Origin of the sequence: Corynebacterium nasorum, from assembly GCF_022345765.1 — a bacterium.
In the GTDB taxonomy this organism is placed as follows: domain Bacteria; phylum Actinomycetota; class Actinomycetes; order Mycobacteriales; family Mycobacteriaceae; genus Corynebacterium; species Corynebacterium kefirresidentii.
In genome coordinates, this window is the sequence record NZ_JAKRDR010000007.1 from 77,989 (window position 1) to 101,186 (window position 23,198).

Sequence of the window (23,198 nt, forward strand, 5' to 3'; positions counted from 1 at the left end):
AGCATGCAGCCTATTAACGGTTCGTGGCGCGCGGCTGCCCCTCCGCGAACCCGGCGGCGGACTGCACGCCCACAGTGGCGCGTTCGTGGAAGCTAGCCAAGGAATTGGCGCCGGCGTAAGTGCACGAGGAACGGACGCCAGAAATGATTCGGTCCACTAGATGCTCCACGCCGCCGTGCTCAGGGTCGAGGTAGATGCGCGAGGTAGAAATCCCCTCTTCGAACATCTCGCGACGGGCGCGCTCGAAGGCCTCCGTATCGGAGTTGCGGCCGCGCACTGCCCGGCGCGAAGCCATGCCAAAGGATTCCTTGTAAAAGGCGCCATCGGCGTCCTTGTGCAGGTCACCTGGGGATTCAAAGGTTCCGGCGAACCAGGAGCCGATCATGACATTGGAGGCACCGGCGGCCAGAGCAAGAGCGACATCGCGCGGGTCGCGCACGCCGCCATCGGCCCAGACGTGGGCGCCAACCTCGCGGGCTGCCGCAGCGCACTCCAGGACGGCCGAGAATTGCGGGCGGCCCACACCCGTTTGCATGCGGGTGGTGCACATCGCGCCCGGGCCCACGCCGACCTTGATGATGTCCGCGCCGGCGGCCACCAGTTCGCGCACGCCCTCCGCTGTGACGATATTGCCGGCAGCAATGGGAAGCCCTAGATTCAGCGCCTTTACCTTGCGCAGCGCGCTGAGCATGCTGTCTTGGTGCCCGTGTGCGGTATCAATGACTAGGACGTCGGCTCCCGCCTGCGCTAGGGCACGGGCGCGGCCTTCCACATCGCCGTTGATGCCCACGGCCGCACCAATGTGTAACCGGCCCTGCTTGTCGACGCCCGGCTTATACATCTTCGCCCTCACCGCCCCCTTCCTGGTGAGGATTCCGGCCAGGGTGCCATCCGGGTTGACCACCGGTGCCAACTTCCGCGAGGTTTTGCGCAGCTTGGTGAAGGCCTCCTGTGGGTCAATGCCCACCGGCAGCGTTACCAGATCCGTGGTCATCAATTGGCCGACGGCGGTGAAATTATCCTGCCCGCGCAGATCCTTCGGTGTGATAATGCCGATGGGCATGTCCCCGTCGACCACGATGGCCGCGCCATGAGCGCGCTTGTGCAAAAGGTTGCTGGTATAGCCCACGGTATGGTGCGGCTTCACGATAATGGGGGTGTCATAGACCAAGTCAGCCGCTTTCACGGAGGCGATGGTCTCTGCGGCCGCATCCAGGGATAGGTCCTGTGGCAGGATAGCGAGCCCGCCGCGGCGCGCGATGGTCTCGGCCATGCGGCGACCGGCCACGGCGGTCATATTGGCCACGATGAGCGGGATGGTATTGCCAGTGCCGTCCTCAGTGGTGAGATCCACCGACTGGCGCGAGCCCACCTCGGAGTGGCTGGGCACCATGAACACATCGGAATAGGTCAATTCGTACGGCGGGCGGGAATCCTGGAGAAAACGCACTGGGATGGCCTCTCTATATATTCGGGTGGCGCGGTCTGACCGCGCGGAGGAAGACATTAAAATTATACTCCCCGACTTTCCCCATATCGGCAGCCTCAGTATCCTATCTGGGTGTCTCAGAAACCAGATCCGCACATTTCCGCAGAGGTAAAAATCAACCTCACCATCCTCGTCCTTGGTGCGATGGTGATGATCCTGAACGAGACCGCCCTTTCGGTGGCATTGCCTGCCATCATGGCGGACTTTGACATCCCGGCTACCTCCGCCCAGTGGTTGCTTACCGGTTTCCTGCTCACCATGGGCGTGGTCATCCCGACCACCGGCTTTCTCATGGATAAATTCACCACCCGCCAGATCTTTCTCGCCTCCGCGGGTGTATTCCTTGCCGGTACAGTCTTTGCGGCACTCGCCCCAGCCTTCGGCATCTTGCTGGTGGGGCGCGTTTTCCAAGCGGCGGGTACTGCGTTGATGATCCCCACCTTGATGACGGTGGCGATGACCCTCGTCCCGCCGCAGCGTCGCGGCAGCGTCATGGGCATTATCTCCGTGGTCATTTCCGTGGCCCCGGCGCTCGGACCTACGGTGGGTGGTCTGGTTCTTAGCATGTTCACCTGGCACGTCATCTTCTGGACCATGGTTCCGCTGCTCGGCCTCATCGGCGTCGCCGGCTACCTCCGCCTAGTCAACGTGGGCGATAAACGCGATACCCCGCTGGATTTCCCCTCAGTTATTTTGTCCGTCCTTGCCTTTGGCGGGTTGGTATATGCCGTATCGTCCCTAGAAAATATTCTGGAGGGCGAAGGCCTCATAGACATCCTCGTCCTCGCCATAGGACTTGTGGCCTTGGCGCTTTTTACCCTCCGGCAAGTGCGCCTGGCTAAAGACAATCGCGCCCTGCTGGATATGCGACCATTTAAGGTTCCGAACTTCACCGTGGCGGTACTCGGCATGCTTTTGATGTTCGGGCTATTGCTTGGCGTGGTCAATGTCCTGCCCATCTACCTGCAGACCTCTTTGGCGGTAAGTTCCCTGGTCACCGGGCTCGTCGTCATGCCCGGCGGCTTGCTGCAAGGCGGCATCTCCCCGATGGTAGGCCGCCTCTATGATGTCCACGGGCCCCGTCCGCTGATGATTCCAGGTGCCCTTCTCCTTGCCGCGGGTACGTGGCTGATGACCCTGCTCACTGAGGACAGCGCTGTGTGGATGGTCATTGCTATGCACGTCCTATTCGCCCTCGGCATTGCGCTCATGATGACGCCACTGATGACGACGTCCCTGGCCTCCCTGCCGGATGAGCTCTACTCACACGGCTCCGCCATCCTTAATACTTTGCAGCAGCTGGCGGGCGCGGCCGGCACTGCCTTTTTGATGACGTTCCTTAGCCGTGGCACCAAGGCTGGCCTGGCACAAGGCATGAATGATGCTGCTGCCACCGCTCACGGTGCGCACTGGGCATTCCTTTTTGCAGGCGTGCTCTCGCTGGTGGTTATTGTGCTGGCCCCCTTCCTCAAGCGCGTGCCGTCGACGGAGTAGCCACTAGGACAGGCATAAGGCCCGCACACGCTATGCGCGGCGGGCCGGAAACTCTGAGAGTGCGATTTAAGAGGCGCACAGCGGCAGGTTCAGCCGCTCGTTTTCAGCCTTATCGCCCCACACGAGGAACGCGGATTGGGTGCCTTCAACGGCCATGACGTAAGTAGGAACATCCGCGGTGGTCTCATAGCTTTGGATGGTGCACTGGTCATTGGAAAGCTCCACCGGCTCGGCGTCGGGAAGCATGGCATCGCGCTCTTCTATGCTGGGGTAGTAGGTCACGATATAGCTAAACCCATCGCCCACGCAGGAAATCTTGGCCTCCTGGCCAGACTCCGGCTCACGCGAGGAACACTTTGCCCCATCGAAGCCCTCCTGGCCACTACGGGAGCTCACCAGGTTCGGGTACGCATCCGCCAGGTTTTGTTCTTTGTCATTCCAGCTGGGGTAGGACAAGAAGAACCACAGTGCCGCCGCGGCAGCAATCGCGGCCACCGCCAACACGCTAATCAACGCAATGAGACCGCCCTTGCCCTTCTTCTGCGGCGCTGGCGCCATGGGCTGTTGCCCCATGGGTTGCTGCCCCATGGGCTGGGCCATCGCCTGCTGCTGCTGCGGCTGTGGCTGCGGCTGCGGCGGGGCGAATTGCTGCTGGGGGCGCGGTTCGGGGGCTTGCACGCGCGGGATCTGCGCGGTATCGAACTCTCGCTGCGGGCGCAGATGCGCCACCACATCCTTGGCGCTATCCGCCGTGCCGGTGGCCTTATAGTCCGGGCACTTGCGCGCGACGAGTTGCTCGAATGCTTCTACCGCATCGCCGTGCTCCTCACCCGACGGGCCGACCGCGGCCAGAACCGAAATCTGCCGCTGCTTGTCGACGCCTACCCGGGCCTCCCTTAGCCCATGGACCGCAAAGCCTGCCTGTTTGCGAGAGATTAAAAAGTCCACCGCACCGGCCAGGGGGCCAAAGATCTCCGCCGCGTCCGTGCGGCTGAGATTATTGGGAACTTGCGAAAGCTGGGTGCCGACAAACCCCTCGCGGACAATGAACTCTTGCCCGTCGGCGGTAGTGCCCGTGCCTACCAGCGGTGCGATAGCCGGGTGATGCAATCCATGTAGCGCGGTGGACTTTTCCACCATGCCGGTGATTCCTGGGGCGAAAATCTCCACGCTCAACGGCTGATGCGTGGCCCCGTCTTCCACGGCGAAGAGCGTGGAGGAAGGAGCTTCATCCACTACTGCCAATTCGTGCAGGTTGTGTTGGGTGGCGAAGAACTCAGGAAGTTGCGGCACGGTGGAGATTTCCTTAAACAGTGCGGAAGAGGGGCGGGGAACAATAAAACGATTCCAGATTACATGCCCGTGCCCCTGTTCGCTACCGGCGTACACCCGTGTGAGCTGCGAAGATGGGGAATTATCGCGGTATTGCGGGCATCTGGGAGTAAAACCGGAAATGATCGGCGGATTGCCGCGTTAGAGTGGGTGACACATTAGAAGCGAAAGTATAGGGGAATCATGTTCGAGAGGTTTACCGATCGTGCTCGCCGCGTCATCGTTTTGGCGCAGGAAGAAGCACGCATGCTTAACCACAATTACATCGGCACCGAGCACATCTTGCTCGGCCTTATCCATGAAGGCGAAGGCGTCGCTGCCAAGGCACTGGAATCCATGGGTATTTCCCTGGAGGATGTCCGCCGTGAGGTCGAGGAAATCATCGGCCAGGGTAGCCAGCCACACACCGGCCACATCCCCTTTACTCCACGTGCCAAGAAGGTTCTTGAGCTCTCCCTGCGTGAGGGCCTGCAGATGGGACACAAGTACATCGGTACTGAGTTCTTGCTGCTGGGTCTCATTCGCGAGGGCGATGGCGTCGCCGCGCAGGTGCTGACCAAGCTCGGCGCCGACCTGCCACGCGTGCGCCAGCAGGTTATCCAGTTGCTGTCCGGCTACGAAGGCGGCCAGCAGGAGGGCGGCTCCTCCAATGGCCAAGGCTCCGGTCCCGTCGGTGCAGGTGCTGGCGCCGGCGCTCGTGGCGGCTCCGGTGGTTCCGGTGAGCGTTCCAATTCCCTGGTGCTTGATCAATTCGGCCGCAACCTCACCCAGGCTGCCAAGGACGGCAAGCTTGATCCTGTCGTTGGCCGCGAGTCCGAGGTAGAGCGCATTATGCAAGTGCTCTCTCGCCGCACGAAGAATAATCCGGTGCTCATCGGTGAGCCGGGCGTTGGTAAGACCGCCGTGGTCGAGGGCTTGGCGCTCGACATCGTCAACGGCAAGGTCCCGGAAACCCTCAAGGACAAGCAGCTCTACTCGCTTGACCTAGGTTCCCTGGTGGCCGGCTCTCGTTACCGCGGTGACTTCGAGGAACGCCTGAAGAAGGTGCTCAAGGAGATTAACCAGCGCGGCGATATCATCTTGTTCATCGATGAGATCCACACCTTGGTCGGTGCCGGTGCTGCTGAAGGTGCTATCGATGCAGCTTCCTTGCTTAAGCCAAAGCTGGCCCGTGGCGAGCTGCAGACCATCGGTGCTACCACTTTGGATGAGTACCGCAAACACATCGAAAAGGACGCCGCTCTCGAGCGTCGTTTCCAGCCGGTCAAGGTAGACGAGCCTTCCCTAGATGACACCTTCTTGATTCTGAAGGGCCTGCGCGATAAATACGAGGCTCACCACCGCGTGTCTTATACCGATGAGGCGTTGCACGCTGCAGCTTCCCTCTCGGATCGCTACATCAATGACCGCTTTTTGCCGGATAAGGCCGTTGACCTTCTCGATGAGGCTGGCGCGCGCATGCGCATCAAGCGCATGACCGCGCCAAAGGGCCTGCGCGAGGTCGATGACCGCATCGCTGAGGTCCGCAAGGAAAAGGAAGCGGCCATCGATGCCCAAGACTTCGAAAAGGCAGCTGGCCTGCGCGATAAGGAGCGCAAGCTGGGCGAGGAGCGCGCTGAGAAGGAAAAGCAGTGGCGTTCCGGTGACCTCGAGGAAATCGCCGAGGTTGGCGAGGACCAGATTGCAGAGGTGCTGGCGCACTGGACCGGCATCCCTGTCCTGAAACTGACGGAGAAGGAATCCAACCGTCTGCTCAACATGGAAGAAGAGCTGCACAAGCGCATCATTGGCCAGGACGAGGCGGTCAAGTCCGTCTCCCGCGCCATCCGCCGTACCCGTGCAGGCCTCAAGGACCCGCGCCGTCCATCCGGCTCCTTCATCTTCGCTGGCCCGTCCGGTGTGGGTAAGACCGAGCTGTCGAAGTCCCTGGCTAACTTCCTCTTCGGTTCGGATGATGACCTCATCCAGATCGATATGGGCGAGTTCCACGACCGCTTCACCGCTTCTCGTCTCTTCGGTGCTCCTCCGGGATACGTTGGCTACGAAGAGGGCGGCCAGCTGACCGAGAAGGTTCGCCGCAAGCCGTTCTCCGTCGTGCTTTTTGATGAGATTGAGAAGGCCCACAAGGAGATCTACAACACCTTGTTGCAGGTGCTAGAGGATGGCCGGCTTACCGACGGCCAGGGTCGCGTTGTTGACTTCAAGAACACCGTTCTCATCTTCACGTCGAACTTGGGTACCCAGGACATCTCGAAGCCGGTGGGCTTGGGCTTTACTGGCTCTTCCGAAAATGATGCGGATGCTCAGTACGATCGGATGAAGCAGAAGGTCAACGACGAGCTGAAGAAGCACTTCCGCCCGGAGTTCTTGAACCGTATCGATGACATCGTTGTCTTCCACCAGCTCACTCAGGAGCAGATTGTGGAAATGGTCGAGCTGCTCATCGGCCGCGTGGCCAAGCAGCTGGATGAGCGCGATATGGGCATCGAGCTCACGCAGAAGGCCAAGGACCTGCTGGCTAAGCGAGGCTTCGACCCAGTATTGGGTGCTCGTCCGCTGCGCCGCACCATCCAGCGCGAGATTGAGGATCAGCTCTCCGAGAAGATCCTCTTCGGCGAAATCGGCGCCGGTGAGATCATCACCGTCGACGTCGAGGGCTGGGACGGCGAGTCCAAGGACAACACTGGCGCGAAGTTCACCTTCAGCCCACGCCCGAAGCTTCTGCCGGAGGACACCGAGGAGCCGCAGCTTGACGACGCCGAGGTGCGCGAAAACGACGCCGACTCCACCGATGCCGGCGAGCCCGACACCATCACCCCGGACGTTCCGGGCGATGGCGGCTCCACCGCCGCCGGAACCGACCTAGAGTCCGGCTCCGGTTCCGACTCCGATGACGATGGCCATAACCCGCCGCCAGCAGGCGCCGGCCAGCCGATGTAGTGGCGCTATAGCGCCTTAAAGCCGCCCAGCCCTCGCTTTCCCTGCGAGAACTGGGCGGCTTTATTTGCGCCCAGGAATCTATTTATGCTGTGCAGTTAGTGGGTGCCGGTTTGCCCTCAAAGCGGTCAAAGAGATACTGCAACCCGACCGGCATCTCTAGGTACAAGGGCACGGCGTGGTCGATTCCAGTGCGTGGAATCGTTGCGGTGCCGGGTGCGGCTACGAAATCGATGGTTCCGCCCATAGAGCAGTACGCTCCAGCAGTCCTGCGTACCTGGTCATGAGAGATTAAATCATCACTAGGTGAGCTAGCCATCATTACCGGTGCATTTGGCACCGCTTTGCCCAGGTTTTGGCGCTCTAAAGTTTCCTTAACGACAGGTTTGCGTTCCACAATCTCGGACAAGGATTCCCCGGTGCGGGTAAGCATTCGGGTATTTGTAAAGCCCCACATGAGAACAGAATCGCCCGTGCAGCTGGTGGCCGCGGAACGTAAGAAGTCAATGCCTCGTGGGTTGAGTTCCGCCAACACTGCATCGCGGAATTCTGGGCTACGCTCAGAAAAGCCATTAATGGCATAGCCCAGCACGTGGGCGATAGCTGAACCGTCAATGCTGCGCATAGTCTCCGGCAGGTCCGTTGGCGGCGCGCCAGCGTATGTGCCGGCTACGTTGAGGTCAGGAGCGTAGCGTTCGGCATACTCGGCTGCGGAGAGCGAGGCGCCGCCGCCCTGCGAATAGCCCGCAAAGCCAATAGGGGCGTCCTTCGGGGCGTGCGCGAGTTCTAGGCCGGAGCGGGCGGCGTCGAGAAGCGCGTGTGCTTCTTCAATGTGGTTTACATACGTGTGGTGTCCTGGCATGCCCAACCCAATAAGGTCGGCAACGATAACGCGTGCCCCGTGGCGCAGGGCCATCATATAAAATGAGTACTCGTAGCTGGCATTAATGGTGGGAGAGCCCACTTTGCTCAGGCCCACCGACCCCAGCTGCATGCCCGCGCGCGACGGCGCGCATTGGTCGCCCTGCCCACGCGTGCTTGGTCCGAAGACGATGGTCGGGCGCTCGCCCTTGCCACGCCACGGTGCAGTGGGCTCGTACAAGGTAGCCGAGGCTTGCACCGGCTTGCCGGCATCGGTGGTGGTGTCATATGTAAACACCTGCGCCTGGCCCGCCGATTCTGCCAGGTGCGGCGCCGGGTGAGCTGAAGTCACCGCCGCGTTGGCAGCTGGCGGCAGAAAGAGCGACCCGAGGATTAGTGAACAAACTGTGAGGAGTCTCATACAAATCTTTTCCATGACCAAAACCTACTGCGCAGTAGGAACGGTGGAAGTGGAATTGCTAAAATAAATGCTTATGGGACTTCAGTATCGTTCAAGAAAAAAGACCGGCAAGAATAGCTGGATCAACGTCTCTGGATCCGGCGCGTCGATGTCTACCAAGGTAGGGCCGGTCACCTTTAATTCCCGCGGCGGCATGTGGGTGAACCTGCCGGGCGGATTCAATTTCCGCGGCCGCTGGCGTTAACCAGATCACACGCCCTGGATCGCGACCTGCGATTATAGCTGGCCATTATTAACCCCCTAAATAGGGAGGTGGAACAGGCCAGCGTCGTTTTGCTCGGCGAGGCCGTCGGCAAGCAGCGAAGCCAACGCCCGGGAGCGCTGCGCCGCATCGGGCCAGACCACATCAATTTCGGACTGCGGAACCGGCCCGTTCGCTGCGCGCAGCACATCCAAAATCTTGCCTCGCACCTGCCGGTCTGTGCCTACAAACTTCTGCACCCGCTTTTTCGCCCGCGCCTGCTCCTCCGCACTCGGCTGCGGTCGACCAGCCAGCTGCCACGCGCAACTAGTGCGCAGTGGGCACTGCTCGCAGGCGGGATTCTTCGCCGTGCACACCAGCGCGCCTAACTCCATGAGTGCGGCCGAAAAGCGCGGCCCATTCTCGGCCGGCAAAAGCTCTGCCACGGCCGCCAGCTCCCGCTTCGATGGCTGCGGCGCAAGGAACCGGCCCTCTTCTGCGCGGGTATACACCCGCCGCACATTGGTATCGACCACCGGTACGTTTAGCCTGAAATGAAAACAGGCCACGGCGCGCGCGGTGTAATCCCCAATGCCAGGCAGGCGCAGCAATTCATCGACGTCCGCCGGTACCTCGCCTTCGCCGATGGCCGCGGCACATTCCCACAGGCGCAGCGCGCGCCGCGGGTAGCCCAGCTTGCCCCAGGCGCGCAAGACCTCCGCTCGAGTAGCCTGGGCAAAATCTGCCGGGGTGGGCCAGCGCCGCATCCAGTCCTCCCACACCGGAGCCACGCGCGCGACTGGGGTCTGCTGGCTCATGACCTCACTGAGCAGCACACCCCACGCGCTTGTGCCAGGCCGGCGCCAGGGCAGGTCTCGTTCATTGGCATCGAACCAGGAAAGAAGAGCTTGCGAATCCATCGTGGGAGATAGTCTAGGGCATTAGAATATGGCCTATGCCTTTACGTAATATTGCCCACGAACCGCAGGCCGTATGGGAGGCCCTCAAGGCGGGAAATCAGCGCGTATTGGACGGCGAGACCGTCGACGTGCGCGAGATTTATAACCGCGAGGGCCTAACTCACGGCCAGGACCCTCGCGTGGTGGTTATTTCCTGTTCCGACTCCCGCGCCCCTATCGAGCACGTCTTCAATATCGGCTTCGGCGATGCCTTTGTCATCCGCACTGCCGGCCACATTCTTGACGACGCCGTTCTAGCCTCCCTCGACTACGCCCTTGCCGCCCTCAGACCCAACCTGCTGGTAGTCCTCGGCCATCAATCTTGCGGCGCGGTGGGCGCGGCTACCGGTTTTGTGTCCGGCGGCGAGCTGCCCACCGGCCTGCAGCGTCCCATCATCGAGAAGGTTGCCGCCTCCGCACTGGTGGCGGGCCCACATGCCACGACTGACGACGTCGAGCGGGAGCACACCCGCCAGACCGTCGCCCAGCTGGTTGCCAGCGTGCCCAACGTCCGCCGACTGCTCGACGAGGGTGCCCTGGGCGTTATCGGCGCGCGCTACCTGCTGGAAGATTCCAGCGTGGAAACCCTGCAGACCTTCGGAGTGGACTAGCCCGCCTGACACGCGGCGCGGGCTTAGCGCACCGGCCCGTGCCCACCGCTTAAAATTGACAGCGTGACGCAGAAAAAGCCCCTACCAGAAGAGATTTACAAGCGCCGACGAGTAGCGGCGCTCATTATCGTACTCGTGCTGGTCGTGGTGCTGATCTGGGCGGCTGTGGCTGCCTTCGGGGGCAGCAGCGATGAGCCGGCCGATACCGCCGCACCCGCGCCTACGCCGGAGCAGACCGCATCTTCTGCCGCCCCAGAAACCTCCGCGACCTCCGCGGAGGCGTCGGCCGAGGGGGCGTCGGAAAGCGTGTCTGCCGAAAGCGAGCCGTCCAGCTCCGCGGCCGCGAGCTCCGAAGCCGCAAAAAAGACCTGCGACCTGGCAGACCTCCAGGTGCGCACCTCCATGTTGAATTACTCCGTGCCGGAGGGCGAACTGCCGAAGTTCTTCATGACAGTCACCAACCCCACGGCCGCAGACTGCAAAATCGACCTAGACAAGAACCTGCTGCGCTTCGAGGTCTACAAGATGGCCGATAACGAGCGCGTGTGGTCCGATACGGATTGCTATGCTTCCGTGCAGACCGGCTCGCAGACTTTCCCGGCCGGCAAGGACGTAAAATTCGAGGCCGAATGGTCCCGCCAAGCCTCCAAGCCGGGCGAATGCACCAATCGCCCCGCGGCTGAGCCAGGCGCCTACTTCGCCCACACCATCATCGGCGATAACTCCTCCCCGCCGCAGGACTTCACGCTGCGCTAGGCGCTAGCCCGCCACCGCAGCGATGGCCTGCCCTAGCGTCCCAGCTTGGTGGACGCGAATGCCGTCTACTGGCTCGATTTCCCCGCGTGGGACAATCGCGTTCTTATAACCCAGCCGCGCGGCCTCCATTAAGCGCCGCTCCACATTGGGCACTGGACGCAACTCGCCGGCCAGGCCCACCTCGCCAATGACAACCGTCTTGGCCGGCAGCGGTTGCTCGTGCAACGAGGACCACGTCGCCAACGCCACCGCCAAATCCGTCGCGGTTTCCGTAATGCGCATGCCGCCGACCGTGGCGACGTAGGCATCTTTATCATTGGTGCGCTGGCCGGCGCGGGCCTGGAGTACCGCGAGCACCATCGGCACGCGGTTGGAATCTAGCCCGGTAACCACCCGCCGCGGGTTTTTCGCCACCGGGTCCACCGTCAGCGCCTGCACTTCCGCCAGAATCGGCCGCACCCCGTCCATCGCGACCGTCACGGCCGAGCCATCCGGCGTAGCACCGCGGTGCGAGAGGAAGAGCCCGGAGGGATCCGCTACCTCCCGAATTCCGCCGGAGGTCTGCTCGAAGCAGCCCACCTCGTCGGTGGCGCCAAAGCGATTTTTGATGCCGCGCAGCATGCGCAGGCTGGATTGGCGGTCACCCTCGAAGTTTAAGACGACGTCGACAAGGTGCTCCAGCACGCGTGGCCCGGCCACGTTGCCGTCCTTCGTGACGTGGCCGACCAGCAGCACCGGTATGCCGGTGGACTTCGCCAGCGAGGTCAGCGCGGCCGTCACCGCGCGTGATTGCGCCACGCCGCCCGATACACCTTCCACGCCCACAGCGTGCATGGTCTGTACCGAATCGACGATAATGAGGCTAGGCTGCAGCTTATCGACGTGCCCGAAGACCCCATCCAAGTTGGACTCGGCCGCCAAATACAAAGTTTCCTGCAAGGCGCCGGTGCGCTCGGCGCGGGAGCGGACCTGGCCGGCGGATTCCTCGGCCGTCGCGTAGAGCACGGTGCGGCCGAGCTGTGCCCACCGCGAGGCTACTTCCAGCAGTAGCGTGGATTTGCCCACGCCGGGCTCGCCGGCCATAAGCACCACCGAGCCCGGCACGATGCCGCTTCCCAGCACGCGATCCAACTCGCCGATACCGGTGCGCACCGTCTTTGTTGCCTGCGCCCCAATCTTGGTAATCGGCTGTGCCGGACTCGACGGGGCTACGCCCTTGCTTGCCGACGCCCCTGGCACCGCCACCACCGGTGCCTTTTCCTCCAGCGTGCCCCACGCACCGCAGTCCGGGCATCGCCCGAGCCATTTGGGCGAGACGTAGCCGCATTCGGAACAGGTATGGATGGGGCGGGTTTTCTTGGCCATGGCTTCTAGCCTAAAACACACAGACGCTCCCAGCCCGAAGCGGGCTGGGAGCGGGGCAGGAAAGTGGTATGGCTTAGTTCTCCGGAGCCTCGGAGGAGTAGCCCTCGGAGGACTCGACGTCGCGGTCGAACTCGCCGGACTGCATCTGGGTGGCAGCGATGGTGGCGTTTACGTCGATGGAGCCATTGGAGAACTCGAAGGTAACCGGGCGGTCACCGGCGTAGCCGAAGTCATCATTCTTCAACTTGGTGGCGATGTACTGGACGGTTTCGGAATCCTGCTGGGGGTTAGCTTCCAGGTTCTTCTGAGAATCAGCGATGATGGACTCATCGCGGTGCAGCGGCTGTGGCTGCTTCATCTCAACGCGCTGGCCATCGACCTTCACGGACTCCAAGGAAATGACATCGGTGTCGTAGCCCTGGTTAATGGCGCTGAACTTCAGTGCAGCAGTGCCGTCCGGCTCTACCAGGATGGTGACATCGCGAACTGCAGCCTTATTATCTTCCGTGCTTGCAGAAGCGCCATCGACCGCAGCCACTTTTTCAGCGGTCTGGGTGACATGACCCGCCGAGCAAGAAGCCAACGCCAGAGCGGAGACGGCGGTAACGGAAATAATGGCACCGCGGCGGGCGGCGGACTTCAGGGACTGCACGTTGAGCATCCTCCATCAATTGCGATCACAGGGCTTGTCAACGCTTTAGCCTAGTCCCTTTCGCGATAAAGTACACAGTTGTCCCAAATCGGGCGGGTAGACCGTGGGGGTATACGGGGGTATCCGCAGTCGGGGCGGCCGTGCGTGATAAAATAGCGGCCTTAGTCAACCGGGATAAATCGGGAACACAAGGAGTGGCAATGGAGTATAAGGTCGGCGAGGTCGTCGTCTACCCGCACCACGGTGCGGCCGTCATCGAGGATATCGAGACCCGCGAAATGGGTGGCGAGACGCTCGAATACCTGGTGCTGCACATCAACCAGTCCGACCTGGTCGTCCGCGTGCCCATCAAGAACGCCGATAACGTCGGCGTACGCGACGTCGTGGGCAAGGAAGGCCTAGAAAAGGTCTTTTCCGTGCTGCGTGACGAGGACGTCGAAGAGGCCGGCAACTGGTCCCGCCGTTATAAGGCTAACCAGGAGCGCCTGGCTTCCGGCGATATCAATAAGGTCGCCGAGGTTGTGCGTGACCTGTGGCGCCGCGACCAGGATCGCGGCCTTTCGGCCGGCGAGAAGCGCATGCTTGGCAAGGCCCGCACCATCCTGGTAGGTGAGCTCGCACTGGCCAAGCCGGTCGATGAGAAGAAGGCCGACACCATGATGGAAGAAATCGATGCCACCATCGAGCGCCACCGCGCCGCCGGATTGGTAGATGATAAGTCCATCACCACCGATATCGACAACGACATCGATCTCGATGACCTCTCCTTCGACGACGAAGACTAAACAGCGCGTCATCGCGCTCATCGCGGCCGCAGGCCAGGGAACCCGCCTCGGCGCCGAGGTGCCCAAAGCTTATGTCGAGTTGCGCGGTCGCACCCTCCTGGAACGCTCCGTGCGAGCATTGCTGGCCTCCGGGGTAGTCGATGAAATTATCGTCCTGGTCAGCCCGGACATGGAGGCTGAGGCCGCGCGTATTATCGGCCGCATCGACGCCGTTGGTGCTACTGACGCTGCAAGCGCCGCCCCGATTCGCCTCGTTCACGGTGGCAGCGAGCGCGCCGATTCCGTGTGGGCCGGCCTGCAAGCAATCCCGGACGAGGATGCCGTGGTGCTCATCCACGATGCGGCCCGTGCGTTGACGCCGCCGGCGATGGTGCGGGGCGTCGCCAAGCGGGTGCTGGAAGGCGCTCCCGCGGCCGTGCCGGTGGTTCCGGTGGCCGATACCATCAAGGAAGTCGCGGATGAGGCCGTGTTGAGCACCCCCGATCGCTCCCGCCTGCGCGCAGTGCAAACCCCGCAGGCCTTCCGCCTGTCCGCGCTGCGCCAGGCCAACCTCGATTATTGGGCCCAGCAGCCCGAATTTACCGCCACGGATGACGCCAGCCTCATGGAATGGCACGGCGAGCGCGTGGCAACCGTGCCGGGCGATACCCTGGCTTTCAAGATCACCACGCCCATCGATCTCACCCTGGCCCACGCCCTGACCGAGGAGACCCATGACTAATCCGATTATCCCGCGCGTTGGAATTGCCACCGACGCCCACCAAATCGAGGCCGGCAAGGATTGCTGGATCGCCGGCCTGCTCTTCGAAGGCGTTGACGGGTGCGAGGGCCACTCCGATGGGGATGTTGTAGCGCACGCGCTTGTCGACGCCCTTTTATCCGCCTCCCACCTCGGTGACCTCGGCTCCTTCGTGGGCGTCGGCCGCCCCGAATACGATGGCGTTTCCGGCGCGAAGTTGCTGCGCGAATGCCGCCAGCTCCTCGAATCTGAGGGCTTTATCATCGGCAACGCCGCCGCCCAGCTCATCGGCCAGACCCCCAAGATGGGTCCGCGCCGCGAAGAGGCCGAGGCCGTGCTGAGCGAAATCCTCGGTGCCCCCGTGTCCGTATCTGCTACCACGACGGACCACCTGGGGTTCACCGGCCGTAAGGAGGGGCGTGCGGCGGTTGCTACGGCCGTCGTCTGGCGCGCCTAGCCCACCGCACTAACCCCGCGCACGCGTCAATTAGACTAAGTGGCGTGAGTACTTTGCGCATTTATGACACAGCCACCCGCAGCCAACGCGATTTCGAGCCGATCCGCCCCGGCCATGCCTCGATTTATCTGTGCGGCGCCACCCCGCAGGCCCAGCCGCACATCGGGCACCTGCGCTCCGGCGTCGCTTTCGACATCCTGCGCCGCTGGCTGCTCGCCCAGGGCTATGACGTAGCCTTGGTGCGCAACGTCACCGATATCGATGACAAGATCCTCACCAAGGCGGCCGAGAATAATCGCCCCTGGTGGGAGTGGGTATCCACGTATGAGCGCGAGTTCACCAAGGCCTATAACACCCTGGGCGTGCTTCCGCCTTCGGTAGAGCCGCGCGCGACCGGCTTTGTCACCCAGATGGTCGACTATATGCAGCGGCTTATCGACGCCGGCTTTGCCTACCCCGCCGAAGGCTCCGTCTACTTTGACGTTGCCGCATGGACCAAGGCCGAAGGCTCGGATTATGGTTCGCTGTCCGGCAACAAGGTAGAAGAAATGGAACAGGGTGAGGGCGAAGATTCGGCCAAGCGCGGCGCCCAAGACTTTGCTCTGTGGAAGGCCGCGAAACCGGGCGAGCCCAGGTGGCCCACCCCCTGGGGTGACGGCCGACCCGGCTGGCACCTGGAGTGCTCGGCCATGTCTACCTATTACCTGGGCTCCAATTTCGATATCCACTGCGGCGGGCTGGACCTGCAGTTCCCGCACCACGAGAACGAGATTGCTCAGTCGCACGCGGCCGGCGATAAGTTTGCCAACTACTGGATGCACAACCACTGGGTGACGATGTCGGGCGAGAAGATGTCGAAATCGCTGGGCAACGTGCTCTCTATTCCGAATATGCTCGAGCTGGTGCGTCCGGTGGAGCTGCGCTACTACCTGGGCTCGGCGCATTACCGCTCCGTGCTGGAGTATTCCGAGGCCGCGCTGACCGAGGCCGCCGCAGGCTACCGCCGCATCGAGGACTTCCTCGCTCACTTCGATGACCTGGAGCTGGGCGAGTGGACGCAGGGCTTTGAAGACGCGATGAATGATGATATCGCGGTGCCCAAGGCGCTGGCGGAAATCCACACCACCGTTCGCGCCGGCAATAAGGCCCTTGCCGCCGGCGATGAGGCCGGGGCGCGCACGCTGGCCGGCCAGGTACGGGCGATGGCACACGTACTTGGCTTTGACCCGCTGGAGTGGGAAGATGGAGCGCAAGCTAGCGGGGCGGATGCCGCGTTGGATGCGCTGGTGCAGGCTGAACTGGAGCGGCGCACCCAGGCGCGTGCGGACAAGGACTTCGCTACTGCCGACGCCGTCCGTGACCGCCTCGCGGCCGCCGGCATCACCATCACCGATACCCCAGACGGCCCGACCTGGTCGCTGGCGCAGCGTTAAGCACTCCGAAAGGACAATAAACTATGGCACGTACCCACGGCCGCGGTGGCGCGGGAATCCGCAAGACCAATAAGAAGGGCGCAACCAAGGGCTCCGGCGGCCAGCGCCGCAAGGGCTTGGCCGGCAAGGGCCCGACACCCAAGGCAGAGGACCGCATTTACCACGCCAAGCACAAGGCCAAGCTGGAGCGCGACCGCCGCAACTCCGGCCGTCACCAGAAGGAGACCGCCGAGATGGTCGTGGGCCGCAACCCGGTCATCGAGTGTCTGCATGCCAAGGTTCCGGCCACCACGCTCTATATCGTGGCCGGTACCCGCAACGATAAGCGCCTGTCTGAGGCCGTGGCCATGTGCAATACCCGCAATATCCCCATCATCGAGGTGCAGCGCCACGAGATGGACCGCATGACCGGCAACGGCATGCACCAGGGCATCGGGCTGCAGATCCCGCCGTATAAATACGCCGATGTCGATGAGCTCATCTCCCGTGCGGCCGAAAGTGCCCGTCCGGGCATGTTCGTCATCTTGGATAATATCACCGACCCGCGCAACCTCGGCGCGGTGATTCGCTCTGTGGCAGCTTTTGGTGGCGACGGCGTCATCATCCCAGAGCGCCGCTCCGCATCCGTGACTGCCGTGGCGTGGCGTACCTCGGCCGGCACGGCGGCGCGCCTGCCGGTCGCCCGCGCGACGAATATCACCCGCACCGTACAGCAATTCCAAAAGAGCGGCTACCAGGTCGTCGGCCTAGATGCCGGCGGCGAGCACACGCTGGATACATATAACGGCGCGACGGACCCCGTGGTCATCGTCATCGGTTCCGAGGGCAAGGGGATTTCTCGCCTCGTGCGGGAAAACTGCGACGTCATCATGTCCATCCCTATGACGGATTGGGTCGAGTCCCTCAATGCTTCCGTCGCGGCCGGTTCTGTGCTTTCCGAATTCGCACGCCAGCGCCGCGCGGCCCAGTAGTCTCTAGCGAGAGTTTCTAGCCGCCTTCTGCCCAGGGCGGCAGCCACCTAATGGTGCCATTCACCCGGGCCAGGCGGCCGCGAACTGGCGGGCCGTTGGGGTCATCGTCGTTGACGCCGTTGTGGTACGGGCAGGCGATGGTGAGGTTTTCGGGGTTTGTCTCGCCGCCGTGGCGCCAGGCGGTGAGATGGTGGACTTGGCATTCGTCGGCGGGATAATTGCACTGGGGCCAAGGACAAGTGGGATTTTCCGCGGCCGCCATGGTGCGCTGCTTGGGTGAGGCGAGCCGCTCCGTGCGATACAGATTCACCGGGCCTTTAACGGGATGGATGAGGGTGACATAGCCATGCTCGGTAAATGCGCGGCGCACGAGGTCTGCGCCGGTCATCCGGGCGCCATTGGTGAGCTGCAGTGTCACGTCATCGCCCGCGCAGTCGACGACGCGGTCGAGCTCGTCCAAGCGCAGCACCACATTGGTGGTCACGGACGCACCGGAGGCGGCGGTCTTGCCCTGGAAAATCTTGCGCACCGAATCTAGCGGGGCATCTTTATCCAGCGCGGCATGCATATCCGCAATATCGGCGGATTTGCCGGTAATCGTCATAGTCCAGGGGCCCTCGGCGCGGCGGTAGAGCTTGACACCGGGTGTGCGCTGCGGCGGGCCTTTAATCTCGCGCACGCGTTTACGCCCCCGCTTTTCGACGTCCGAGGCATCCCCCTTCATCCCACACAACTCCCGACGCAGCGCCCAGGCCTGACGCTTATTTCTCAGCCGAGTGGCGTAGCGCTCGATGGCCAGCAGCGCGGTAAGGCTGTGCCCATTGGTGCGAGCGGCGGCGATGGATTCGCGCTGGAGGCGGCTAAACGCGGTCGGGCCGAAGTAGGTATCGGCGAGGGCGAGCAGGCGGGTGGCGGTGGTGTCGGGGCAGCCGGCCTCGATTAGCGCGCGCTGAGTTAGGCGGTGGCAGTCGGCGATGATGTCCATGCCGGCGGCTAGGCCTGTCAAGAAAGTGTGCAGCGCGTTCATGGCTCCACACATTAGGTGCGGGACGCGACCAGAGGCGAGGGATAAGGCGCGCCGCTGTGGATAACTAGGACTGCGCGGTGCCGAGTCCGAAAAAGTCGCGGACCTTATCCACAGCGCGGAAGGAATCTGTATTGGGGCCTATGCGCGGGTCGGTTCTCATGCTAGAGGGAATCACGTGGCCAAGGCCCTCCATGGTCCATAGTTCGACGGGAAAATCGCCGGCGTATTCGGTGGCGGTGACATCCGGGGCGGGGTGGTAGTCGCGCGGTGGCTGGCAGCCATTGGCCAACGCAAAGTATTCCGCGGTGGCAGGCGCGGAGAGCACGCGGCCGCGGGTGCGCTCGGCGTCCAGCCCGGCCACACCGCCTTCATAAGGCGCATATGGGTCCGCGGTGCCGTGGAAAAACAGCAGCGGCGTGGGCCGGTAGCCATCCGGGTTGCTGGGCGCGTGGTTATCGCCCTCGCCCAAGGTGGAGGCGAAGATGCAGGCGCGGGTGAGGGTAAAGGGAGCGTCGAAAAGCAGGCGGAGCACCATCTGACCGCCATTGGAATAGCCGCAAGCAAAGGTGCGCGCGGTGCCGAACTCGCGCTGCATAGCTTCAACGAGATACGTGGCGAAGGCGATGTCATCAACGTTCTCCGTGCGGGCGGTGACCGGTAGGATGCTGCGGCAATCATTGAAATGGCGATCCACGCCGTCGGGGTAGACGAGGATGGTGTTGGTGGCATCGGCAAGCTCGTCGAAGGTGCCATTGGTAAAGCGGCGCATCACGTTGCCGGATTGCAACGAGCCGTGGAAGAAGAGCAGCAGGTCCGGATGCGGGCCGGGATTATCCGGCGTGATGACGAGGAAGCGGCGGGTGCGGCAATCCACATCCGCGGTGCGGCGGTGTACGTGCATAGCCGCCCAGTTTAGTCGGCGTGGTGCTCCTCGGCCGTGGTGTGGCAGTCGGCGTGGAAGCGTTTGGCAGCGACCTCGTCGCGCACTGCGCTTTTATTGCGCCGCCAGCCGATGAGCCGGCACACCAGATAGATGACAAAGGAAATGGTGGTGACGAAGACCGAGACCGGAAGACCAGGCGCGAGCGATAAGATGAAGCCGCCTACGGCCGACACCTCGGCGAAAATGGTGGCCCACATGACCGCGCGCAGGGGCGAGGAAGTAATCTGCACGGCCGCTGCGCCGGGGGTGATAAGCAGCGCCATGACGAGCAGTGAACCAACGATTTGTACCGACTGCGCGGCCGCTAGGCCCACGAGTACGGCGAAGGCGACCGAGATGAAACGGGTCGGCACGCCGGCCGCCTGGGCCATAACTGGGTCGGCCGAAGCGAAGAGCATGGGGCGCCACAGGATGGCTACGGCGGAGAGGATGACTACGGTGGTTGCGGCCAAAAGCCATACCGAGGCCGAAGATACGCCGACGATCTGGCCGGTCAGCAGCGTCATCGCGGTATTCGCGTTGCCCGGATAGAGGTGCAGAAATAGCACCGACAGTCCTAGGCCAAAGCTCATGACCACGCCGATGGCGCTGTCTTGCTGGCCCTTAAAGCCCAGTACGGCGAGGATGATGGCGGCCACGATGGCCCCGGCGACCGCGCCAAAGCCTAAGTTGAGACCGAAAAGTAGTGCGGCGGAGGCACCCATGAGCGCGAGCTCGGAAGTCGCGTGGACGGAAAAGGACATCTGGCGCAGCACGATGAGCGAGGTCATCACGCCAGAAAGAATGCCCAGCAGCGCGGAGGCGATGAGCGAGGACTGTACAAAATCAACGCTCAGCAGGTACTGGGTGTCTTCTATGAAGCTAGACAACGATAAGCCTCCCATCGACGTTTAAGACGTTGACTTTGGAACCGTAGAGCTCGGAAAGGACATCGGAGCGCATGACCTCATCTACCGCGCCGAAGGTATGGCCGCCGGGAGCAAGGTAGAGCACCTTATCGGTCACTCCGAGTACCGGATTGATGCCATGGGTGACAAAGATGATGGAGGTGCCGCGCTCGCGGCGTAGCGCATCTAGCTTCTCCACGGTGTCTTGCTGGCGCGCCGGATCGAGCGAGAGCAGCGGCTCATCGGCAAGGATGAGCTCCGGGTCATTGGCCAGCGCTTGGGCCTGGCGGATAAGTTGCTGCTGGCCGCCGGATAGCTGTCCTACGCGGCGGTCGCGCAGGCCGGTGGCACCTACCTCGGCGAGGAGCTCGTCGACGCGGTGGCGGGGAGGGCGGCGGCGTCGGAAAGCGCCGTGCGCAAGGGAGAGCGATACTAAGTCGCGGGCGCGCAGGGGCAGGTCGGCCGGGAACATGCGCTGCTGCGGGATGAATCCGACGCGGCAGTCCACGTCGACGCTGCCGGCCGTGAGTTTGCGGGTGCCCAAGATAGTGCCGAGCAGGGTGGATTTGCCCACGCCATTGGGGCCCAAAACGGCGATAAACTCGCCGCGGTCAACGGCGAGGTTAAGGCTGGACCACAGCGGGGCAACCGCTGCGTCATGAAATTGGATGAGCACTAGAGCTTCCCCAGGGAGTCGGTGACCTCGTCATAGTAGGTCCAGAACTCCTTGCCATCCGGCGGGGTCTCGCCGATTTCGACGATATTGACATCCGCATCCTCCGCGGCGGACTTGATACGGCCGGCGGTATCGGTTTCGGTCTGCGGGTTAAAGATGAGAAGGTCCACCTTGTGGTCCTTGATGGCCTTGGTGAAGGCGGCAAGGTCGGCCGCGGTGGGCTCGCCCTCAGAAATGGTGGCCTTGCGGTAGCCCTCTGGGGTGACGTCCTTGCCGGAGGTGTACTTCATGATGTAGTCCGCAATCGGCTCGGTCTGGGCGTAGGAGAGATCGCCCGGTAGCTCCTTGAGCTTGTCGCGCAGGCGGTTGACGTGGGAGTCCACGCGCTCGGTGCTGGCGTGCGCATCGGTATTGAGCTCATTGATCTGGTCCGCGATATTACCGGCGACCTCGTCGAGCGCAGCTGGGTCGTACCAGATGTGCTCGTTGCCTTCGATATTGGTGACCTTCTTTGGGTCCTTCTTGGCGGTGGCCTTGGCGGCGTCGATGGTCATGACATTGGGGTCATCGGCCAGCTTGCCGTGGTCGGTCAGCGGCAGGGCGGAGATGATGTTGTCTTGCTCGGAGACGGCCTGGTAAATCCAAGAATCGTAGCCGCCGCCGTTGACTACGAGCAGGTCCGCGTCTTCGGCCTTGGCGATATCGGCCGCGGAAGGCTCGAAGTGGTGGGGGTCGACGCCATTGCCCTCCACGATGGGCTTGACCTCAATGTCCACGCCGGAGGCGGTATCGGCCACGGCTTGGGCAACATCGGCCCAGATAGAAGTGGAAGCGACGATAGAGATTTTCTTCTGAGCGCCGGGCTCGGCGGCCGAGTCTTGAGAGTCAGAGGAGGAGCAAGCGGTGGCGGTGAGGAGGAGGCCGCCGGCCGCGAGGAGGGCGGCGGTTGCGCGAAGTGAGTTATGCATAGCTCCCAGTGTGCTGTTGATGGTAATTGTTGTCAATTGAATATGTATTGAAAACGCGGCCGCGGGGTAAGCTTACGGCCATGGTGAAACGCAGCCCCACCCGCAAGACGCTGGCCTCGCTGGCCGCCGAACTGGGTGTTTCGCGCACGACGGTGTCCAATGCCTATAGCCGGCCGGACCAGCTCTCGGCCGCAACGCGCGAGCGCATTCTGGCAGCGGCGAAAGCGCGAGGGTACCCCGGGCCGGACCCCACGGCTCGTAGCCTGCGCACCCGCCGTGCGGGCGCGGTGGGCGTGCTGCTGACTGAGCACCTGTCCTATGCCTTCGAAGACATGGCCTCGGTGGATTTCTTGGCCGGCATGGCGGAGGCCTCGGCCGGCGCGCAAAGCATGCTTACCCTCATCCCGGCCGGCCCGGAGGGGGAAGCGGAAGCGACCAGCCTGGTCGGCTCGGCTGCCGTGGATGGCTTTGTGGTTTATTCCGTGGCGGCTGGGGATGCCTACCTGGAGGCGGCGCGCGGGCGCGGCCTGCCGGTGGTGGTCTGCGATCAACCGACGGATTCGGGCCTGCCTTTTGTAGGGATCGATGACCGAGCCGCGATTGCTCCGGCCGCCCGCGCGCTGGTGGAGGCCGGCCACCGCAAGATTGGCGTGCTGGCCATTCGCCTCAAACGCGAGCGCCACGATGGCCCCATTTCCTGGGAGGAGTTGCAAGAGGCCGATATGCACGTGCAGCACGCGCGCGTCATGGGCGCTATGGACGTCTTTGCGCAGGCGGGGATCGCGCCGGAAACCGTGCCCGTGGTCACCCAGCACATCAATGATGCGCAAACCACGCGGGCGGCCGCGCAGTTGCTTCTCGACGCCCACCCTGAGCTCACCGCAGTCCTGTGTACCACCGACTCCATGGCGCTGGGCGTGATGACCTATGCGCGCGAACGGGGCATTGATATTCCCAGTGAGCTTTCCGTCACCGGCTTCGACGGCATCGATGCGGCGCAGCGCCTTGGCTTGACGACCATCATCCAGCCCAATAAGGCCAAAGGCGCCGCCGCCGGCCACATGCTCTCTAACCTCATCGCCGCCGCGGATAATGCGGCGGCGGCCGTGCCGGCGGTGTCGCGGCGGGTACTGCGGACGAATTTCGCGGCGGGGCGGACCGTGGCACCACCGCGTTAAGTCGGGGCAGGCCGGG

22 protein-coding genes are annotated in these 23,198 nt (G+C 62.9%); 11 read left to right on the forward strand and 11 right to left on the reverse strand.

Annotation, left to right across the window (positions count from 1 at the left end; translation table 11 throughout):
* Nucleotides 1-13 precede the first annotated feature (13 nt).
* Complete coding sequence (locus MHK04_RS06875) at nt 14-1,450, reverse strand: GuaB1 family IMP dehydrogenase-related protein (protein ID WP_239208074.1); 1,437 nt, start codon at nt 1,448-1,450, stop codon at nt 14-16.
* Between the two features lie 111 nt (nt 1,451-1,561).
* On the opposite strand from MHK04_RS06875, the gene MHK04_RS06880 reads away from it, so the two are divergent.
* Nucleotides 1,562-2,983: an MDR family MFS transporter gene (locus MHK04_RS06880; RefSeq protein ID WP_239208073.1), complete on the forward strand. Its 1,422-nt coding sequence runs from the start codon at nt 1,562-1,564 to the stop codon at nt 2,981-2,983.
* A 66-nt stretch (nt 2,984-3,049) separates the two neighbouring features.
* Here MHK04_RS06880 and MHK04_RS06885 read toward each other — a convergent pair whose 3' ends face one another.
* Nucleotides 3,050-4,276: a serine/threonine protein kinase gene (locus MHK04_RS06885; protein ID WP_239208072.1), complete on the reverse strand. Its 1,227-nt coding sequence runs from the start codon at nt 4,274-4,276 to the stop codon at nt 3,050-3,052.
* Between the two features lie 222 nt (nt 4,277-4,498).
* On the opposite strand from MHK04_RS06885, the gene MHK04_RS06890 reads away from it, so the two are divergent.
* Entirely contained in the window at nt 4,499-7,255 is a 2,757-nt protein-coding gene (locus MHK04_RS06890) for an ATP-dependent Clp protease ATP-binding subunit (RefSeq protein ID WP_023019912.1), read from the forward strand.
* Between the two features lie 82 nt (nt 7,256-7,337).
* Here MHK04_RS06890 and MHK04_RS06895 read toward each other — a convergent pair whose 3' ends face one another.
* Entirely contained in the window at nt 7,338-8,465 is a 1,128-nt protein-coding gene (locus MHK04_RS06895; RefSeq protein WP_232212554.1) for a lipase family protein, read from the reverse strand.
* Between the two features lie 142 nt (nt 8,466-8,607).
* On the opposite strand from MHK04_RS06895, the gene MHK04_RS06900 reads away from it, so the two are divergent.
* Entirely contained in the window at nt 8,608-8,778 is a 171-nt protein-coding gene (locus tag MHK04_RS06900) for a DUF4236 domain-containing protein (protein ID WP_080970400.1), read from the forward strand.
* Nucleotides 8,779-8,834: 56 nt separating this feature from the next.
* Here the strand turns inward: MHK04_RS06900 and MHK04_RS06905 are convergent, their stop codons facing one another.
* Nucleotides 8,835-9,695, reverse strand: a complete 861-nt coding sequence (locus tag MHK04_RS06905) for an iron-sulfur binding domain-containing protein (protein ID WP_023019910.1) — start codon at nt 9,693-9,695, stop codon at nt 8,835-8,837.
* A 35-nt stretch (nt 9,696-9,730) separates the two neighbouring features.
* Between MHK04_RS06905 and MHK04_RS06910 the strand changes: the two genes are divergently transcribed.
* Nucleotides 9,731-10,345, forward strand: a complete 615-nt coding sequence (locus MHK04_RS06910; protein WP_239208071.1) for a carbonic anhydrase — start codon at nt 9,731-9,733, stop codon at nt 10,343-10,345.
* A 63-nt stretch (nt 10,346-10,408) separates the two neighbouring features.
* Nucleotides 10,409-11,101: a hypothetical protein gene (locus MHK04_RS06915; RefSeq protein WP_023019908.1), complete on the forward strand. Its 693-nt coding sequence runs from the start codon at nt 10,409-10,411 to the stop codon at nt 11,099-11,101.
* A gap of 3 nt (nt 11,102-11,104) precedes the next feature.
* Here the strand turns inward: MHK04_RS06915 and radA are convergent, their stop codons facing one another.
* A complete protein-coding gene (radA, locus tag MHK04_RS06920; RefSeq protein ID WP_239208070.1) occupies nt 11,105-12,466 on the reverse strand; it encodes a DNA repair protein RadA in 1,362 nt (453 codons plus the stop codon).
* A 73-nt stretch (nt 12,467-12,539) separates the two neighbouring features.
* A complete protein-coding gene (locus MHK04_RS06925; protein WP_200288644.1) occupies nt 12,540-13,127 on the reverse strand; it encodes a hypothetical protein in 588 nt (195 codons plus the stop codon).
* 191 nt (nt 13,128-13,318) lie between these two features.
* Between MHK04_RS06925 and MHK04_RS06930 the strand changes: the two genes are divergently transcribed.
* From MHK04_RS06930 to rlmB, 5 genes are read left to right on the forward strand one after another with little or no spacing between them, the layout of a single operon-like run.
* Nucleotides 13,319-13,903, forward strand: a complete 585-nt coding sequence (locus tag MHK04_RS06930) for a CarD family transcriptional regulator (RefSeq protein ID WP_005325718.1) — start codon at nt 13,319-13,321, stop codon at nt 13,901-13,903.
* On the forward strand, nt 13,875-14,624 hold the full coding sequence (ispD, locus tag MHK04_RS06935; RefSeq protein ID WP_239208069.1) for a 2-C-methyl-D-erythritol 4-phosphate cytidylyltransferase: 750 nt from the start codon (nt 13,875-13,877) through the stop codon (nt 14,622-14,624). The genes MHK04_RS06930 and ispD overlap by 29 nt, the downstream gene beginning before the upstream one ends.
* The gene (ispF, locus tag MHK04_RS06940; protein WP_023027768.1) at nt 14,617-15,099 is read left to right on the forward strand and encodes a 2-C-methyl-D-erythritol 2,4-cyclodiphosphate synthase; all 483 of its coding nucleotides are present in this window, start codon (nt 14,617-14,619) and stop codon (nt 15,097-15,099) included. The genes ispD and ispF overlap by 8 nt, the downstream gene beginning before the upstream one ends.
* 44 nt (nt 15,100-15,143) lie before the next feature.
* The gene (gene cysS, locus MHK04_RS06945; RefSeq protein WP_239208068.1) at nt 15,144-16,532 is read left to right on the forward strand and encodes a cysteine--tRNA ligase; all 1,389 of its coding nucleotides are present in this window, start codon (nt 15,144-15,146) and stop codon (nt 16,530-16,532) included.
* A 23-nt stretch (nt 16,533-16,555) separates the two neighbouring features.
* Nucleotides 16,556-17,503 carry a 23S rRNA (guanosine(2251)-2'-O)-methyltransferase RlmB gene (gene rlmB, locus MHK04_RS06950; RefSeq protein ID WP_023019902.1) on the forward strand — a complete coding sequence of 316 codons (948 nt, stop codon included), beginning with the start codon at nt 16,556-16,558 and terminating at the stop codon, nt 17,501-17,503.
* Between the two features lie 16 nt (nt 17,504-17,519).
* On the opposite strand, the gene MHK04_RS06955 is transcribed toward rlmB, so the two are convergent.
* The 5 genes from MHK04_RS06955 to MHK04_RS06975 form a co-directional block, all read right to left on the reverse strand.
* Nucleotides 17,520-18,530, reverse strand: a complete 1,011-nt coding sequence (locus tag MHK04_RS06955) for an HNH endonuclease signature motif containing protein (protein WP_239208067.1) — start codon at nt 18,528-18,530, stop codon at nt 17,520-17,522.
* A 64-nt stretch (nt 18,531-18,594) separates the two neighbouring features.
* Nucleotides 18,595-19,431, reverse strand: a complete 837-nt coding sequence (locus tag MHK04_RS06960; RefSeq protein WP_239208066.1) for a CE1 family esterase — start codon at nt 19,429-19,431, stop codon at nt 18,595-18,597.
* Nucleotides 19,432-19,442: 11 nt separating this feature from the next.
* Nucleotides 19,443-20,357 carry a metal ABC transporter permease gene (locus MHK04_RS06965; protein ID WP_239205497.1) on the reverse strand — a complete coding sequence of 305 codons (915 nt, stop codon included), beginning with the start codon at nt 20,355-20,357 and terminating at the stop codon, nt 19,443-19,445.
* A complete protein-coding gene (locus MHK04_RS06970) occupies nt 20,335-21,036 on the reverse strand; it encodes a metal ABC transporter ATP-binding protein (protein ID WP_023019898.1) in 702 nt (233 codons plus the stop codon). The genes MHK04_RS06965 and MHK04_RS06970 overlap by 23 nt, the downstream gene beginning before the upstream one ends.
* Entirely contained in the window at nt 21,036-22,004 is a 969-nt protein-coding gene (locus MHK04_RS06975; RefSeq protein WP_200288650.1) for a metal ABC transporter solute-binding protein, Zn/Mn family, read from the reverse strand. Before MHK04_RS06975 ends, MHK04_RS06970 begins: the two co-directional genes overlap by 1 nt.
* A gap of 80 nt (nt 22,005-22,084) precedes the next feature.
* Between MHK04_RS06975 and MHK04_RS06980 the strand changes: the two genes are divergently transcribed.
* Entirely contained in the window at nt 22,085-23,182 is a 1,098-nt protein-coding gene (locus tag MHK04_RS06980) for a LacI family DNA-binding transcriptional regulator (protein WP_239208065.1), read from the forward strand.
* Nucleotides 23,183-23,198: the final 16 nt, after the last annotated feature.

What these genes read in the sequence shown, in the direction of transcription:
- MHK04_RS06890 (WP_023019912.1), top strand. Translation starts at nt 4,499, where the DNA reads ATGTTCGAGAGGTTTACCGATCGTGCTCGCCGCGTCATCGTTTTGGCG.
- MHK04_RS06900 (WP_080970400.1), top strand. Translation starts at nt 8,608, where the DNA reads ATGGGACTTCAGTATCGTTCAAGAAAAAAGACCGGCAAGAATAGCTGG.
- MHK04_RS06905 (WP_023019910.1), bottom strand. Translation starts at nt 9,695, where the DNA reads ATGGATTCGCAAGCTCTTCTTTCCTGGTTCGATGCCAATGAACGAGAC.
- MHK04_RS06910 (WP_239208071.1), top strand. Translation starts at nt 9,731, where the DNA reads ATGCCTTTACGTAATATTGCCCACGAACCGCAGGCCGTATGGGAGGCC.
- radA (WP_239208070.1), bottom strand. Translation starts at nt 12,466, where the DNA reads ATGGCCAAGAAAACCCGCCCCATCCATACCTGTTCCGAATGCGGCTAC.
- MHK04_RS06925 (WP_200288644.1), bottom strand. Translation starts at nt 13,127, where the DNA reads ATGCTCAACGTGCAGTCCCTGAAGTCCGCCGCCCGCCGCGGTGCCATT.
- MHK04_RS06930 (WP_005325718.1), top strand. Translation starts at nt 13,319, where the DNA reads ATGGAGTATAAGGTCGGCGAGGTCGTCGTCTACCCGCACCACGGTGCG.
- ispD (WP_239208069.1), top strand. Translation starts at nt 13,875, where the DNA reads ATGACCTCTCCTTCGACGACGAAGACTAAACAGCGCGTCATCGCGCTC.
- ispF (WP_023027768.1), top strand. Translation starts at nt 14,617, where the DNA reads ATGACTAATCCGATTATCCCGCGCGTTGGAATTGCCACCGACGCCCAC.
- rlmB (WP_023019902.1), top strand. Translation starts at nt 16,556, where the DNA reads ATGGCACGTACCCACGGCCGCGGTGGCGCGGGAATCCGCAAGACCAAT.
- MHK04_RS06955 (WP_239208067.1), bottom strand. Translation starts at nt 18,530, where the DNA reads ATGAACGCGCTGCACACTTTCTTGACAGGCCTAGCCGCCGGCATGGAC.
- MHK04_RS06960 (WP_239208066.1), bottom strand. Translation starts at nt 19,431, where the DNA reads ATGCACGTACACCGCCGCACCGCGGATGTGGATTGCCGCACCCGCCGC.
- MHK04_RS06965 (WP_239205497.1), bottom strand. Translation starts at nt 20,357, where the DNA reads ATGGGAGGCTTATCGTTGTCTAGCTTCATAGAAGACACCCAGTACCTG.
- MHK04_RS06975 (WP_200288650.1), bottom strand. Translation starts at nt 22,004, where the DNA reads ATGCATAACTCACTTCGCGCAACCGCCGCCCTCCTCGCGGCCGGCGGC.
- MHK04_RS06980 (WP_239208065.1), top strand. Translation starts at nt 22,085, where the DNA reads ATGGTGAAACGCAGCCCCACCCGCAAGACGCTGGCCTCGCTGGCCGCC.